Here is a 16,809-nt window from a genome sequence, read left to right on the forward strand (position 1 = left end):
TCTTTTTTGAATTGAATACAAATGTACTACTTTTGTCTCACATAACATAAAAACATTATGCAGTATGAACTATAATTTTGATGAAATAATAAACCGTAACGGTACAGATTCCGTAAAATGGGATGCAGTAGAGAATCGTTGGGGACGCGATGACCTGATTCCAATGTGGGTAGCTGATATGGATTTCCGCACAGCTCCTTTTGTCATAGAGGCTTTGAAAAAACGCCTGGAACATGAAGTACTCGGATATACATTTGCTTGCAAAGAATGGTCGGAGTCTATTATTAACTGGGTGAAGGAGCGTCATGGCTGGACTATCCATGAAGAGATGTTGACTTTCACTCCCGGTATTGTCCGCGGCTTGGCTTTTGTGATCCACTGTTTTACGCAGAAAGGAGATAAGATAATGGTAATGCCCCCTGTTTATCATCCTTTCTTTTTGGTCACTCAAAAGAATGAGCGCGAAGTGGTATTCAGCCCGTTAGTCCTGAAAGATGAACAATATTATATTGATTTTGACCGCTTCCGTCAAGATATTCAAGGATGCAAATTGCTTATTCTAAGCAACCCTCATAACCCGGGTGGACGTGTATGGACGAAAGAAGAACTGTCTCAAATAGCCGACATCTGCTATGAAAGCGGCACATTGGTTATCTCTGACGAGATTCATGCTGACTTAACGCTGCCTCCATACAAACATCCTACCTTTGCTTTGATTTCAGAGAAGGCACGTATGAATTCTCTTGTCTTTATGTCTCCCAGCAAAGCATTCAATATGCCGGGATTGGCAAGTTCTTATGCAATTATTGAGAACGACGAACTTCGTCACCGTTTCCGGACATATATGGAAGCAAGCGAGTTTAGCGAAGGACATCTCTTTGCTTATTTAAGTGTTGCAGCTGCTTACAGTCATGGAACAGAATGGCTGGACCAAGTGATAGCATATATTAAAGGAAATGTGGATTTCACTGAAACGTATTTGAAAGAACATATTCCTGCTATCAAGATGATCCGTCCGCAAGCCTCTTACTTGATCTTCCTGGATTGCCGCGCATTGGGACTCAATCAGGAAGAACTGAATCGTCTTTTTGTAGAAGATGCTCATCTGGCACTGAATGATGGAACAACATTCGGTAAGGAAGGCGAGGGATTTATGCGGTTGAACGTTGCTTGTCCACGTGTTACGCTGGAAAGAGCATTGAAACAGTTGGAGCAGGCTGTAATGGATTTAAAGTAGTCTTTTTAGTCCATTCCCCGGTTCGGAAATAAAATCAATCCGTTCAGGGGATGAAGCTATATTTCCTGTCTCACTCTTGCTTTTTGCTATTTAATTTTGTATCTTTAGTGCTTCGCATCTTTCCAAAGACAGGTAATCATATTACAAAGTGACCAATATCATCTTATAAGGTGATATTGGTCACTTTGTAATGTGCCTATTGTCCCCTTGTAACGGGACGACTTACCGACTGCATAAAAGACCACTAATCTCTGCACTGAAAACCCTTAATCTCTGCACTGAAAAGTCTTAAGTACAATGATGCGTAAATAGTCTGTTACGGTATCACGGTATGACAATGCCTCAACTATTGCATCAGATCTACCGGAATTAGCCGTACCTCACTATTCAAGCCGGAGGGTAATGGACTCCAATGTCCATAATTGGCCGGACGATAGTTCAAATCAACAATATTGATTTCTTTGAATTTGCGCCACTGCACTCCCTGCCTGTCTAATTCTGCAATTCGATTCGCAGGGAGATTCGTGACTTCTATCTCGATGTGGTTTTTTCCGGGTTTTAAGAACTGACCTACCTTTAATTGATAAGGCACTGCCCATGCGCATCCCGCTTCCTGTCCATTGATACGGACACGGGCACTTTCGCGTACATCTCCCAAATCAAGAATCCAGTCGTCAGCCTGCAAAGCCGGCAATTCGATGTCTAAGGAATAAACACCGGTTCCCATGTTCGTTTGGGCTGCCGGATGATCGATATGGGTCCATGAACAGGGGCGATCTATATCAAATGTTCCTTGAATTTCCGGTTTGCTTTCGGCGAAGTGCAACTTCCAACCATGATCCAGACGAAGGCTGAAAGGTTGTTCTTTTACATACTTCCACGGTTTGGATGTCTGCAAAGGTTGTTGATACGTTTGCAGAATAATCGATTCACCGGATTTTAATTGCAGATAGACTTGTGTTTTTCCGTCTGACTGCCTCACTTTAGCTTCACCACATTCTCCGGTCATGGGATTGAAGAGAGCGGCTGCGGCTGCATTCGTTCCCAATGTGATCCAACCGTCCACTCCTTTATTTTGCAAGGAAGAGATGAAATAGTGGTGTCCCGTATCATTCACTCTCCGGATCGCTTGTAGTCCGAATTTGGTTTTCATTTCTTCGGGAGAGATATTGCAGCTGGCCAATGTGCGTGCATAATCCGTTCCTGTGATAATCTTCCCCTTTCCGATTGGAGTAACGGTTGTTTCCGAGAAAGAAACAGCCGGAAGTTGCCGGAGCGTACGCTGGTAACTTTGGCGTTTTTGTTCCAACTGACCGTATCCCGGTACATCTGTCGGATAACTTTCGAGGAATACGATAGTAGCTCCCTGTTTGGCAAGTTCATAAAGATGTGCCAATACATCACTCGGCATTAGGTGCGCAGCAGGCACTACCAATGCTTTGTAGCCCGTTCCGCCCGAAGTAACCAACTGTCCGTCTTTGAAACGTGTACTGCGAATAAAGTTATCGGAAATATAATCCCCGTCATACCCGCTGTTGTTGATGCGATGGATAGCGTCGATAAACTTAGGAGCCAGTTTATCCATGTGGTGTATCGTGAATAATAACAATCGTCCCGGCTGCTCATTCCACATATCATATACCGGAAGATAAATCAGGAAATCATTATCCGGCTGTCCCATTTGCAGGAAGCTTTGGCAACGGGTGATATAGTTGAAGAACGAAGGAGCATCACGCCAAATACTGTTTGTCGGACTCATATTGATAGAAGCGTAGAATAACCATCCGGGCCATTCGGCTTCTTTCGGAGAATACGGAGTGCCGTGGAAAAACATATGATTGACACCGGAAACGAACATCAGATCCATATCCGGTTTGCACTGCGACAAAGAAGTGCGGAAATGTTCCGTCAGCCACGTGAATGTTTCGGAAGAAGTATATGTTTTTCCTGCAATGTGAGCGGCCGAAGAGGCGTATTTCAGCATAGACAGGTCGGAATCATTCTTTTTGGTCAAGGAGTCCTGACGCAATCCTTCGATATGGAATTGCGACAGTCCGAAACCCTCACATTCGGGAATATCTACGGCGGCATAAATATCAATCAGGTTAGCGGGGGAACCGTGTGCCTGATTGCGGGTAATGCTACCGTTTTTGTGTGCCCAGTCCGTCCACTGACAGGTAAAGTTCTCCAATAATAAATCGGAAATCGTTTCCCGGTAATCGGATACGATACGTCTGCTGACTTCCGGACGGCTTTCGTCCAGAAATTCAGGGAAATGTTCTTCCAGTTTGTACCCCCGTCGACGAGTGAATTGTTCCAGGAAATCGTCTGTCCAATCTGCCTGATACACTTCGTAAGAGTCGTTGAAGAATGTATGGGGATAGCTCGTCTTGCTGCTTTTGAAAGCACGGTCAAAACGGGAAAGATAGTTCTTTACAGCTTTCTTTGAGAGGTGGTTCATCACATATCCCTCACCTCCGGGAGCGGCACGTTTCACTTTCTGTCGTGTCTTACCAATATAAAGAGCTACGATTTTCCATTTGCCCGCAGGGGCTTTCCATTGTAGCTTGTCTTTTTTTACGTGGGCGGTCAGGTTGATACATTTACCTTTCTCATCGTAAGCCATCACTCGGCTTAGTACGGAATAAGCCTGTTGCTTAGGGTCGGTCACATTGATATCTTGTTCAATCTCTTTCCTCCCCTCTATGTGGTATGTCTGGAAGATAGCCTTCGTAGCTGCGTCTTCGATACTGACTTCCGGTCCGCCGAAAGGCCATCCGGTTCCGGTATTCATGTCAATCTCGATACCGGTGCGCTTTCCTTCCGCCTGTGTATGTTTGAGAACTTCCATCCAGCGGGGAGAGAGGAATTGAATCTCATTCGCATCATTGCCTTGCACTCCATAGATGGGAGTAATTTCTACCGCCCCCATTCCGGTGCGTGCATATTCTTGCAGATTGTATGTCAGGTTCTTTTCATCTACGGCACTTCCCAACCACCACCATCTGGCACCGGGACGTGCTTCCACCGGAGCATCCGGCCATTGCTGTGCTTGCATTACTCCACCTGCGGCAAGCAGGCAAAGGACTATCCATTGTCTTTTAGTCATCATTCGTTCGGCGTATTATAATATTCTATGTTTTCTGCATCATCAGTAACAAAAAGCGGTCGTCCGTCCGGCTGTTCAAAGTGGAAACGGACACCGTCGAAAGTTATATTCCGTGCATGACGGATATAAAATCCTTTGGCGGGAATCGTGCCGAACATCCACGGTTCGGGATATACTTTTTCCTGTTCGGGCGGAACGCGTTTGCCATCCTCTTCACTGTAGCCACCTTTATAATAAAGGTGAATATTACGGAAAGTCACATCCTCGATACAGGCTCCCGGTACGCCGCTGATGATAGAAGCATACCGGCTGTCGGCATTCCATACATTGATATCGCTGATAAGAATACGTTTCATGGTGCCTACAGGAGTACCTTCAGGACTGCGCATACGTGCACCCAACCGGAGGAAAATAGGCGCGTTGACTATATTTCTCATTGTGATGTTACTGATTACAATATCTTCCAGATGTCCTCCGTCTACCGTTTCCAATGCCAGCCCACGGCAATGTTCAAAGATACAATTCGTAATCGCAATATTGCGGAAACCTCCACTGCTTTCTGTGCCAAATTTGATGCGTCCCGTACGGAAACCATGATCGGGAGCCTGCGGTTCGTCCAGCTGCCAAGTGCCGTCCATTACGCTGCCTTTGTCAAAGCCGCTGACATAACAATCGCTGATCGTCACATTTTCCGTGTCTTGGAAGCGTCCTAATCCATAAGAGGCTTTCAAGACAATGGCATCATCCCAGGGGGAGTTCACCGTGCATTGGCTGATACGTACGTTCCGGCAGCAATCAATGTCGAAGCCGTCCCGGTTGGTGTCTACTTTCAGATTCAGAATCGTCAGATGATCCACTCCGGTAGCCAACAGGGCGAAATGCCCGCAATGCAGCATGGATAAATCTTTCAGGGTCACATTTCTGCAATCTTTCAGGCTGATAGCCTTATTGCCTACACCCGGCAGGCGGCTCTCTTCACGGGTCAAGCCTTTACCGTAGATTAAGCCGGGACCACTGATCGTAATATTCTCCAGTCCGATTCCCCAAATTAAAGAGTTTTTCCAATGGCTGTGACCGAAATCCTGATACTTGTTATGTTCATTCGGTTCAGCGGTATCATATCCTTCCTCTTTTCCGGGAAAGGCGGCAATGATGCGGGTGCCCTGTTCCAGATAGATATGAATGTTACTTTTTAACCGGATGGAATAGCATGCATATTCTCCCGCAGGTAGATATACTGTGCCTCCTCCGGCCTGTGCGGTCGCTTCAATCGCACGATTGATGGCAGGCGAATCAATTGTTTTCCCATCCGCTTTGGCTCCGAAGTCCATTACATTATAAATGGCTGCATGTAGATAAATGCAACCTATTAACAGACTGAATAATAAATAGATTCTTTTCATTTTTTGTCGATTTTGGCAAAAATATCCGGTAACATATAGTAGTTGTAATCCGCTTTTTCATTCTGTTCGTAGAAACAGAAATAAAGCCGGAAAGGCTTGTTTCTTTCATTTTGGGAAGAAGCCGGGGAGAGACTGCAGCGTCCGGCCAGTACAGGGCGGTCGGTTTGTTTGCCTGATTCGTAAAGCATCAGGGGAGTTGCATCCTTATGTCCGTCGCTCAAGCGGATATCAACAGTAGGGGTGACAGCCTGCAGCGTTTTCAACTTCATGCTTTCTCCATAGTAGCAAGTGAAGGCTTGTCCCTCCACGCTGAATACATTGATGTCCGAATCCGGTTGGCAATCGCCGAAACTCCAAAATAGGGCATCGGCTTCCGGAGCAGAGGCGACTTCTACTTTCAGGATAAATCCACGACTATCGGGCAATGCTTTCCATTGGAAGGACACTCCCTGTATCTTTTCTTCAGGTTTTAGCCAGTGGCTTTCGTTTCCTTTCTTCGATACACCCAACCGGAAAGTGCCGGCAGGTGGCGTCAGTGCTTGTGCTTGCGCATCAATGAGCAAGATTCCCAGCAGTGCGATGGTCAGGAGATGTCTTAACATAGTTGAAGTTGATATTACTTTGTTCATTCTCTTTTAGTTCAATGACATTCTTTTCTTCTGTCTTTAACGTGATTTCAGATAAGTTGAAATTCTTCGTATAGCAGATTTTGCCCGGTTTGTCGGTCTGCGCTTCGATGGCATAAAGATAGAAATTTTCCAGACGTAACGAGTCATTCCATCCCGAAGCGGAGATAAATTCGTCCACATTTTCCGCTTTTACCTTTGATACGTAGACATTGCGGAAACGCGGGTAACCTTTTTCGGGAGGCGTTACCGGGGTCAGCATGACTCTCCAGTGCTCCGGGATTTCTTTCCCTTCATACTCTTTGGGTAAAGTGCTGTAACTGTAACTGGGGTTCCAGTTCAAGTCTGCTGCCAGTACGTGACGGACGTTTTCCGCTTTTACTTCAGTCATATAAATGTTTTCGATTGTCCCTCCGCGGTTCATGGCGCTTTTCAACCGCAGTACGGCCGAGGTGCCGATTGCTTCCAGATTATATCCCAATACATTCCGTATGCTACCGGAAGTTTCGCTTCCGCAGGTGATAAGTCCGGCACCTTTGCGGGCGATGCAATTGCGTATGACCACATTTTCCGTAGGAAGGTTCACCCGCAGTCCGTCTGCATCCCGTCCCGATTTGATGCAGATATTATCATCGTTACAGTCTACATCGCAGTTTTCGACCAAGATATTGCAGGAAGAATCAATGTCGATACCGTCCGTGCTCGGACCGTGTCCGCCTATATTGTTGTTGATTGTCAGTCCGTCTATCGTGCAATAATCGGAGTAAAGAATCTGACATCCCCAAAAACCGGTACGCATCAGGGTAAATCCTTTCAATGTAATGTCCGAGCTACGTTCTATGAGGATGCCCCGTACCCGTTTGCAGTCGTAATCCACAATCCAGCGCAATCCTTTTGCTTCGTATTCTTTCCGCATTTCCCAATATTTATCCCAAAATACTTTTCCCCGGCAGTCCAGCGTTCCTTCTCCGGTGACAGAAACGTTCTTTTCATTGACAATGTTGATAACTGCCGCGGGCCATGTCATCTCGATTCCTGCAATCCGTGAACGGAATTCGGGATAATGATGAATGGATGGGCTGGCCAATAAAGTCACCCCTTTGTCTAGTTGCAGGTTGACACCGCTTTTTACGAACAGTGCTCCTGTCTGGTAATATCCCGGTTGGAGAACTACCGTTCCTCCACCGCTGACGGCACAACTGTCAATTGCTTTCTGGATAGCTTCCGTGCTAAGCACCGTGCTGTCTGCTACCGCGCCAAAAGAATTAGCGGATAAAATTACATTGTTTCCGGGCATTTGCCGGCTGCCTACACTGTCGGCCCACGACAAATCCGGTTGCTGCGGAACCTGCCCCCATTCGAAGCTGTTGTTTCCTGCCTGTTTGGCCGTTGGGGTGGCGCAAGCTGCTGTCAAAAGTGTGCCTGCTAGTAGGAGCAGGGGAAAGATGCCTTTGGTTTTCATATTTATCTAATGCCTGATACTTGATACTTAATACCTAATACTTATCTCCTAATTTCCGTCCGGTTTCTCTATTTCCGTGAATGGTGATTCGTTCCAATGGAAAACATTCACATCGTCCGGTTGTGCCGGGTTATAGGATGGGTCTATTTTCAGGTGTTTAGCCAGTTCCGGTATGGCTTTCTTCATTCCTTCAATCACACATTGGGCTATTTGATAGGCCCCGTAAGGATTAAAGTGGGTGTTATCGGCAAAATCCTTGGTCTGTCCCGGATAAGTGCCTGCCGGATAATGCACGAAAGCGCGTTTGGACGTTTCCGGCCCCAAGGCTTCATAAAGCGTACGGGTCATTTCGTTGAGGTCGATCAACGGAATATTTTCCTTTGCTGCCAGCCAGCGCATGGCTTCCGGATAATCTTCGTGTGTGTCACGGATATGTCCGGTGGCATCGAAACTCCGGCGTTGGGTGGGAGTGACCAGTACGGGGTATGCTCCCCGTGCACGGGCTTCATCAATAAATGTTTTCAGGCTGGTCATAAAAGAGTAATAGGCTCCTTTGCCCGGCCCTTTCTGCTTTTGGTCGTTATGTCCGAATTCCATGAAAAGATAATCTCCTTTCTTTATCTGGCTCAATGCTTTTTTCAAACGTCCTGCGGCAATAAAAGTATTGGCTGATTCGCCCGATTCCGCATAATTGGCGATACAAACGTCTGTGCCGAAGAAATGAGGTATCATTTGTCCCCAGCTCGCCCATGGCTCGTTGTCTTGGTCGACTACGGTACTGTTGCCGCATAGAAAAACGGTAATCACCGACGGATCAGCAGGCTTGATACTGATACTCTGGCATACGGGTGCATCGCCGTTAAATTCCAGCGTCAGTTTATCGTCCCAGTTCAGTTTAGTCTTTTCGCGGGGTTTGATACGTACGGATTCTTTCTCGGAAATGCGGGGATTGCGTTTGTTGATGATAAATGTTTCATCTACGAATTGTCCCTTTTTGGTCGCGAGGTTATCAATGAACAGTCGGCGTGACTCGCCTCTTACAGTGGTCACCCCTGCCTGTTTCTTGCTTCCCAGGCGAACGGTTACTTGGTAGTTACCATCCGGCACACGGACAGAAAAGAAGAAGGGTGTCTTACTGCCTTTTGCGGGAGTAGCGACGAGATCATATCCGTATCCTGTCTCCTCACTGTAACGGGGAGCGTCTGCCAACTGGTATGTTTGGGCTTTCTCCTGTGCGTTGATACTTGCCGTTGCCAGGACTAGCAAACCTATAATAGTTGTTTTCATGTAAATAATATAAAAGTATATTGTTTATGGAGTTTAGGCACGGATTACACGGATTTCATGGTTTTTAGAATTATGCTTTCTATAGAGTAACAGCGTAATCCGTGTAATCCGTGCCTGATAATTTCCCATTTAGTTAATTTTTGGTTTGAGCTCGTCAGGTGAATCTTTGGTATAAGATTTCACATCTCCCGCCACTTTGGTGAATAATGCTTGGATTAGTTCCGGAGTTATCTTTTCTGTCGGACGGAAAGCATCCGAATTCATATAATCCAGGATTGCTTTGTGCATCTGGCGGGCTACAATCCGTTTTTCCGGTTGGGAGGTAATATCCATACTGGTCATCATCAGTTTGCCGTTCAACACCTTTGCTTCGAACAACATTCCAATTTTCCGGCTGATAAACCAGGTATCAATACTTTGAATCGTAGGTTGGAATTCTGCCGGGAAGTCGGTGAATTGCATCACTTGCGCTTTGTTCAGCAGTTCCCACCATTGCAGGTTGCTATGATATTCAGTAGGAAATTCACGGAAAAGAGGGTGATATTCATTCAGGAAAATACCTGTTGTGTGTGGCGGACGCATCTTGAACCAGGAAGTATTCCAAAATACGGGAGTAAAATATTGTTTGACTTCCTTGCCGTATTGTATCTTTCCGGCAGCCGTAATCAGCACATTTCCTCCGTCCTGCAACACTGCCAATGCTTTGGCGTCCAAGGTGTCGGTGGTATATACTGTTCCTTGCGCCAGTTCCACTTGTGCCGGATATACCCAGAAATCCCAGTCGTTTACGGCATCACTGCCTTCGATACGTACTTCCAGATTTAGTTTCTGCGGTGTATCGATTGCTTCCAGAGTCATATCTACACTACCCAGAGAATAAAGATTTCCGATGGGAATGTGATGGGTGCCGACAGTTCCATGAGCATATACTTTTCCGAATTTATCCTTAATGGTATATACTGTTTTTGCACTTTTCAAGGGAGCAGCTCCGAAATGGGATACTTCAATGTCGGCATGGAATGTTTCATTATTGGCATATACAAATTTAGGAATACGTGCCAAAGGTACGGTCGGACTGCAAAAGCGTCTGAACTGTTCTGCGTTGATATATCCTTTTTCTTCAAAGAACACGTCCAGTACACCGACTAATGCAGTTCCCTGACCGGAATAATCATTGAGAGCCAGCAACTGGAATCCCGCATAGTCCGGAGTACGCAAGGTCTTTTCAATCTCATGTTTGTAGCAGAGTGCCTGCAATTTGCCCGAAGCCATCATGAAATCGTAGCTTTGGCTTCCCATGTGGTTATCGTTCAGAATATCCCGGAAGATTTCAAAGTTCTTCGCTTTGTTAACTCCCGTATATTTACGGATTTCATTGAAATTCGGGAATACGCACCATTGACCCGTTTCGTGTGATACATACGGTTGTTTCACCGTGTCGATTCTTGTACGATAATCCGATTCACTTTCCGGTTGCGCACCTGCCCAGCTTAATCCGCGTGCACCTGCTTTCACATGATACTCATTGTGAGGTTGCCATTGCCAACTGTTTCCAACGGAAGCTCCTGTGTATACACGACGCGGATCGGTTGCTTTCCAATAATCCACGAACTTGCTGACCCATGCCACCCAACGACCGGAAGGCTCATTGCCGCAAGCCAGCATACAGTATGAAGCGTAATTCCCATATTCCTTGGTCAGTGCAATGGTTTCGTCCATCAGGTATTTGTCAATCGGTTGTCCGTTACCCAGTCTCGGACCGTGGTTCGGCCAGCTCGGTCCTTCCGGTTGCAGATAGAAACCAACCAGATCGGCAGCAATGAAAGCTGCCTCCGGCGGACAGAAAGAGTGGAAGCGCATATGATTCAAGCCGTAGCTGCGGCAAATGCGGAATACCCGTTCCCAAGAAGCCACATCCATCGGAGCATAGCCTGTCAACGGGAAATCACAGTTTTCCACTGTACCGCGAAGCATTGTCTTACGACCGTTCACATAGAACCATTTTCCCTCGATCTTGAAATCACGCATACCGAACTGTACCTGTTTCGTATCAGACAGTTTGCCGTTGACCAGCTTTGCCGTCAGTTTATAAAGTGCCGGACTGAATTCATCCCACGTCAGAAACTCTTTTCCCATCGGAAGTTCCATTTCCACCGGATTATCTCCCGGACGGATGTTGAAACTTTGATGTATGGGAGCCACTTTGTGCTGAATGTCCGTGTTAAAGCTCTCGGCGGAAAGGGTGATCTCTCCCTTGGTGGAAGAAGCAGACCGTATATTCATGCGAACCAGCGCTTTCTGATTGCTCAAATCGGGATATACCTGAATATCTTCTAAATGGACTTTGGGAGTAGCTTGTAACTCGATTCGTCCGACGATACCGTTCCAGTTACCTTGTGTCTGGTCGGTGATACTGTGAGAATCGGGACCTACGTTGATTTCTTTGATTCTATTATCGATACGGATGGTAATCAGGTACGTTTTTCCGGGGGTGGTTGCAGCAGTCAGGTCATAGACATGGGGAACACAAAGACTGTTTTGTATACCAAGCTCCTGCTGATTTACCCATACAGTAGTTTCGATGTGCGGACGTTCCAGAAAAAGAGTGATTCTTTCTCCTTTCCAGTCAGCCGGAATTGTCACTTTCTTTTGATACCAGGCCACACCTACATAATGTTTGTCGGGAGTCAGAAAGAAGGGTAGCTTTACTTGTCCCTCTATCCTGTATTTTTCCATATATGGGTTGAAGTAGTAAGAACTGTCGTAGAGGCTTCCGGTCCATTGGGTACGGACGGTCACTTCATCTCCTTTCCATTTTTCGGGCATGGAGCCGGGCAGGTTGATAGAATCGTCGAGGGATTTTTTGAACCATTGTTCCTTGACGCCGGTATCTTCCCGGTCTATCCGGAAATTCCATTTGCCGGATAAGCTGAAAGAGTGATTTTGTCCCGCTACGGTCAGTATGGAGATAAATACGATAGCAATACTTACTAAAAGTCGTTTCATGATATATAGAATTGATATGTTTTTCATTCTTTTTTAAATCTGCCGCTAAAGTAGAGCTTTTTAAGGGTTTAGTAAATAGAAAGATGTACAGATACATAGAATATTGTATCAAAATGGACATCTAAAAGCGTTCGTGTACAAAACTACATGGATTTGAAATATTGTCCATGCTCTTTATCTTTGAGGAGGGGCGGAGATGCCTTATCTTTGCAGGGTAAACTTTTTAATCTTAATAAGGAACCATGAAAAAAGTAGTAATCTGGATAGCTCTAAGTCTTTGGTCGGTGATGACAATCTTTGCCGGTGAGACAGCTTACCTCTTTTCTTATTTTATCAATGACAGTAAAGACGGACTGCATTTAGCATATAGTTATGATGGATTGAACTGGCTGCCTTTACATGGCGGACGTTCTTATCTTACCCCTGCGGTTGGTAAAGATAAATTAATGCGTGACCCCAGTATTTGCCAGTCGCCGGACGGAACTTTTCACATGGTCTGGACTTCTAGTTGGACGGACCGGATTATCGGATATGCCTCTTCCCGAGATTTGGTTCATTGGAGTGAGCAACAAGCAATTCCTGTGATGATGCACGAGCCGGATGCACATAACTGTTGGGCTCCCGAACTGTTTTACGATGAACCTTCACAAACCTATTATATCTTTTGGGCAACTACGATTCCCGGTCGTCACAAAGAAGTGGCTACCAGTGAAAGTGAGAAAGGACTGAATCATCGTATATATTATGTAACAACGAAGGACTTTCGTACTTTCTCGAAGACGAAGATGTTCTTCAATCCTGATTTCAGTGTGATTGATGCCGCTATTGTGAAAGACCCGAAGCGGGAAGATCTGATAATGGTAGTCAAGAATGAAAATTCCAATCCACCGGAAAAGAATTTGCGTGTGACACGTACAAAGAAGATAGAAAAAGGATTCCCGACCCAAGTATCAGCATCTATTACAGGAAAATATTGGGCGGAAGGTCCGGCTCCTCTTTTTGTAGGTGATACGCTTTATGTCTATTTTGATAAATACCGTGACCATCGTTATGGAGCTGTTCGTTCTTTGGATCATGGTGAAACATGGGAAGATGTGTCCGATCAGGTCTCTTTCCCGAGAGGCATCCGTCATGGAACGGCGTTTGCGGTGGATGCTTCTGTTGTGGAGGCACTAAAAAAGAAGTCTTGGTTTAACGACAAAGACCTGACACTGACAGGAGTCTATTATTATCCCGAACATTGGGATGAAAGCCAGTGGGAACGTGATTTCAAGAAGATGCATGAACTGGGATTTGAATTTACCCATTTTGCCGAGTTTGCCTGGGCGCAACTGGAACCGGAAGAGGGACGCTATGATTTTGCTTGGCTCGATAAAGCCGTGGCTTTAGCTGCCAAATATGATTTGAAAGTGATCATGTGTACTTCTACTGCCACTCCTCCTGTATGGATGAGCCGGAAATATCCCGAAATTCTATTGAAGAATGAGGATGGAACGATACTTGACCACGGTGCTCGCCAGCATGCTTCATTTGCTTCGCCTCTTTACAGGGAATTATCATACAAGATGATTGAAAAACTGGCGCAACATTATGGAAATGACTCCCGTATTATCGGATGGCAACTCGACAACGAACCTGCTGTACAGTTTGATTATAATCCGAAAGCGGAGCTTGCTTTCCGTGATTTTCTCCGTGCCAAATACAATAATGATATCCAACTTTTAAATGATGCATGGGGCACTGCTTTCTGGAGTGAGGCTTATTCGTCTTTTGATGAAATAACGCTTCCCAAGCGCGTACAGATGTTTATGAATCATCATCAAATTTTGGATTACCGCCGTTTTGCTGCATCACAAACCAATGATTTCCTGAACGAACAATGTCTGTTGATTAAGAAATATGCAAAGAACCAATGGGTGACTACGAATTATATACCGAATTATGACGAAGGTCACATCGGTGGTAGCCCCGCACTTGATTTCCAGAGTTATACCCGCTATATGGTATATGGTGATAATGAGGGGATTGGTCGTCGAGGCTACCGGGTAGGTAATCCGTTGCGGATAGCTTGGGCAAATGATTTTTTCCGTCCGATACAGGGTACTTATGGTGTGATGGAATTACAGCCGGGACAGGTGAACTGGGGCAGTATCAATCCCCAACCTCTTCCGGGCGCAGTTCGTCTGTGGATGTGGAGTGTGTTTGCCGGTGGAAGTGATTTTATCTGCACCTATCGTTATCGCCAGCCTCTTTACGGCACGGAACAATATCATTACGGAATTGTCGGCACGGACGGAGTGACTGTTACTCCCGGCGGAAGAGAATATGAGACATTTATAAAGGAGATTCGTGAACTTCGTAAACATTGCTCTTCCCGTGAAACCAAACCTGCCGATTACCTTGCCCGTCGTACTGCAATTCTTTTCAATCATGAAAACTCCTGGAGTATCGAGCGGCAGAAGCAGAATCGTACATGGGACACTTTTGCACACATCGAAAAGTACTACCGTACCCTAAAATCATTCGGAGCTCCTGTCGATTTTATATCAGAGAGAAATAATTTATCCGATTATCCGGTGGTCGTAATACCGGCTTATCAATTGGCTGATAAAGAACTGGTGGATAAATGGATTGCATACGTGAAGAATGGCGGAAATCTAATTTTAACCTGCCGTACGGGACAGAAGGATCGTTATGGCCGTCTTCCTGAAGCTCCTTTTGGCTCCATGATTACTCCTTTGACAGGAAACGAAATGAACTTTTACGATTTACTTCTTCCTGAGGATCCCGGTACTGTAATGATGGATGGAAAGGAGTATGCTTGGAATACATGGGGAGAAATTCTGAATCCTCCCACTGACGCACAGGTCTGGGCTACTTATAAAAACGAATTCTATGAAGGAAGTCCGGCTGTTACTTTCCGTAAATTAGGAAAGGGAACAATCACTTATGTTGGAGTGGACAGTCATGATGGAGCATTGGAAAAAGATATATTGAAGAAACTATATGTACAACTGAATATCCCGGTGATGGACCTGCCATCTGGTGTGACAATGGAATATCGTAATGGATTGGGAATTGTATTGAACTATTCGGATCGTCCTTATACATTTAACTTGCCGAAAGGGGGTAAGGCGCTGGTAGGAACTACGGAAATTCCTACGGCAGGTGTATTGGTCTTTTCAATGTAACAATAAATAGATATTTTTATCTTTGCAGGATTTGAATGAATTAAAAATAGAATCATACGATGAAGACGAACTTATTGAAATATATGGCAGGTATCTGCTTTTGTCTGTTGACAGCTTCTTTGGCTTTTGCCGGTGATAATTATAAGACGGTAAAGGTGAAAGCGCCTTTTCCCATGCAGCCTATTAAAATCTTTATTTATCCCGATAAAGATTTCCCGATAACGGATTACGGTGCACAACCGGGAGGTGAGACGGATAATACCAAAGCCATTGCTGCCGCTATTGAGGCATGTAATCAAGCGGGAGGTGGACGTGTGGTTGTTCCGGCTGGTACATGGCTGACCGGGCCTATTCATTTCAAGAGTAATGTAAACCTCTGTTTGGAAGAGAATGCAGTTTTGAATTTCACGGATAATCCTTCTGATTATCTTCCGGCAGTGATGACTTCCTGGGAAGGCTTGGAATGTTATAACTATTCTCCTTTACTTTATGCTTTTGAATGTGAGAATGTGGCGATTACGGGTAAAGGAACTCTCCAGCCGAAAATGGATGTCTGGAGAGTTTGGTTCAAACGTCCCCAGCCTCATTTGGAAGCGTTGAAGGAGTTGTATACAAAAGCTTCGACTAATGTTCCTGTAATCGAACGTCAGATGGCAATAGGGGAGAATCATCTTCGTCCGCATCTGATTCATTTCAATCGTTGCAAGAATGTGCTGTTGGATGGATTTAAGATACGGGAAAGTCCGTTCTGGACCATTCACCTTTATATGTGTGACGGGGGAGTGGTACGCAATCTGGATGTGAAAGCTCATGGACATAATAACGATGGTATCGACTTTGAAATGAGTCGCAACTTTCTGGTGGAGGATTGTTCTTTCGATCAGGGGGATGATGCGGTAGTTATCAAGGCCGGACGCAATCAGGATGCCTGGAGATTGAATACTCCTTGTGAAAATATTGTTATCCGTCGTTGTCAAATTCTTAAAGGGCATACTTTGCTTGGCATCGGAAGTGAAATATCCGGAGGCATACGGAATATCTATATGCACGATTGCACGGCTCCTAATTCGGTAATGCGTCTTTTCTTCGTGAAGACCAATCATCGCCGGGGTGGATTTATAGAAAACGTTTACATGAAAAATGTACAGGCAGGCATCGCTCAACGGGTGCTTGAAATAGATACGGAAGTATTGTATCAATGGAAAGATCTGGTACCTACTTATGAGGAACGGATTACCCGTATTGATGGCATTTATATGGATAAGGTGACTTGTGAGTCGGCAGATGCCATCTATGAATTGAAGGGGAATGCCAAATTACCGGTTAAGAATGTAACGATTGAGAATGTGAAAGTGGGTGAGGTGAAAGAGTTCGTGAAGAAAGTGAATAATGTAGAGAATGTAGTGGAAAAGAATGTGACTTATGATAGGAAAGGGAAATAACCCTTTCCTGAAAGTAGCGGAAAATTTCATGCTATAATTTTAGTAT

At 45.3% G+C, this 16,809-nt stretch carries 9 protein-coding genes and 1 pseudogene; 4 read left to right on the forward strand and 6 right to left on the reverse strand.

Annotated features, from left to right (window positions below; genetic code table 11):
- Positions 1-64 precede the first annotated feature (64 nt).
- The gene (locus tag NXV01_RS09540; RefSeq protein ID WP_259022261.1) at positions 65-1,237 is read left to right on the forward strand and encodes a MalY/PatB family protein; all 1,173 of its coding nucleotides are present in this window, start codon (positions 65-67) and stop codon (positions 1,235-1,237) included.
- A 346-nt stretch (positions 1,238-1,583) separates the two neighbouring features.
- On the opposite strand, the gene NXV01_RS09545 is transcribed toward NXV01_RS09540, so the two are convergent.
- From NXV01_RS09545 to NXV01_RS09570, 6 genes are all read right to left on the reverse strand, one after another.
- Positions 1,584-4,349: a glycosyl hydrolase gene (locus NXV01_RS09545; RefSeq protein WP_259022262.1), complete on the reverse strand. Its 2,766-nt coding sequence runs from the start codon at positions 4,347-4,349 to the stop codon at positions 1,584-1,586.
- Positions 4,346-5,749 carry a glycoside hydrolase family 28 protein gene (locus tag NXV01_RS09550; RefSeq protein ID WP_259022263.1) on the reverse strand — a complete coding sequence of 468 codons (1,404 nt, stop codon included), beginning with the start codon at positions 5,747-5,749 and terminating at the stop codon, positions 4,346-4,348. Before NXV01_RS09550 ends, NXV01_RS09545 begins: the two co-directional genes overlap by 4 nt.
- Positions 5,746-6,351, reverse strand: a complete 606-nt coding sequence (locus NXV01_RS09555; protein ID WP_259022264.1) for a DUF4450 domain-containing protein — start codon at positions 6,349-6,351, stop codon at positions 5,746-5,748. The genes NXV01_RS09550 and NXV01_RS09555 overlap by 4 nt, the downstream gene beginning before the upstream one ends.
- The gene (locus NXV01_RS09560) at positions 6,302-7,837 is read right to left on the reverse strand and encodes a glycoside hydrolase family 28 protein (protein WP_259022265.1); all 1,536 of its coding nucleotides are present in this window, start codon (positions 7,835-7,837) and stop codon (positions 6,302-6,304) included. The genes NXV01_RS09555 and NXV01_RS09560 overlap by 50 nt, the downstream gene beginning before the upstream one ends.
- Before the next feature lie 48 nt (positions 7,838-7,885).
- Positions 7,886-9,124: a rhamnogalacturonan acetylesterase gene (locus tag NXV01_RS09565; protein ID WP_259022266.1), complete on the reverse strand. Its 1,239-nt coding sequence runs from the start codon at positions 9,122-9,124 to the stop codon at positions 7,886-7,888.
- 129 nt (positions 9,125-9,253) lie between these two features.
- Positions 9,254-12,130 carry a sugar-binding domain-containing protein gene (locus tag NXV01_RS09570; protein WP_259023443.1) on the reverse strand — a complete coding sequence of 959 codons (2,877 nt, stop codon included), beginning with the start codon at positions 12,128-12,130 and terminating at the stop codon, positions 9,254-9,256.
- Between the two features lie 287 nt (positions 12,131-12,417).
- Between NXV01_RS09570 and NXV01_RS26020 the strand changes: the two are divergent.
- The 3 genes and pseudogenes from NXV01_RS26020 to NXV01_RS09580 form a co-directional block, all read left to right on the forward strand.
- A pseudogene (locus NXV01_RS26020) lies at positions 12,418-12,645 on the forward strand (glycosyl hydrolase); the annotation flags it as partial.
- A 342-nt stretch (positions 12,646-12,987) separates the two neighbouring features.
- Complete coding sequence (locus NXV01_RS09575; RefSeq protein ID WP_409012950.1) at positions 12,988-15,321, forward strand: beta-galactosidase; 2,334 nt, start codon at positions 12,988-12,990, stop codon at positions 15,319-15,321.
- Positions 15,322-15,380: 59 nt separating this feature from the next.
- Positions 15,381-16,763, forward strand: a complete 1,383-nt coding sequence (locus NXV01_RS09580) for a glycoside hydrolase family 28 protein (RefSeq protein ID WP_259022268.1) — start codon at positions 15,381-15,383, stop codon at positions 16,761-16,763.
- The last annotated feature ends 46 nt before the right edge of the window (positions 16,764-16,809 follow it).

It is taken from the genome of Bacteroides sp. BFG-606, assembly GCF_024788145.1.
In the GTDB taxonomy this organism is placed as follows: domain Bacteria; phylum Bacteroidota; class Bacteroidia; order Bacteroidales; family Bacteroidaceae; genus Bacteroides; species Bacteroides vicugnae.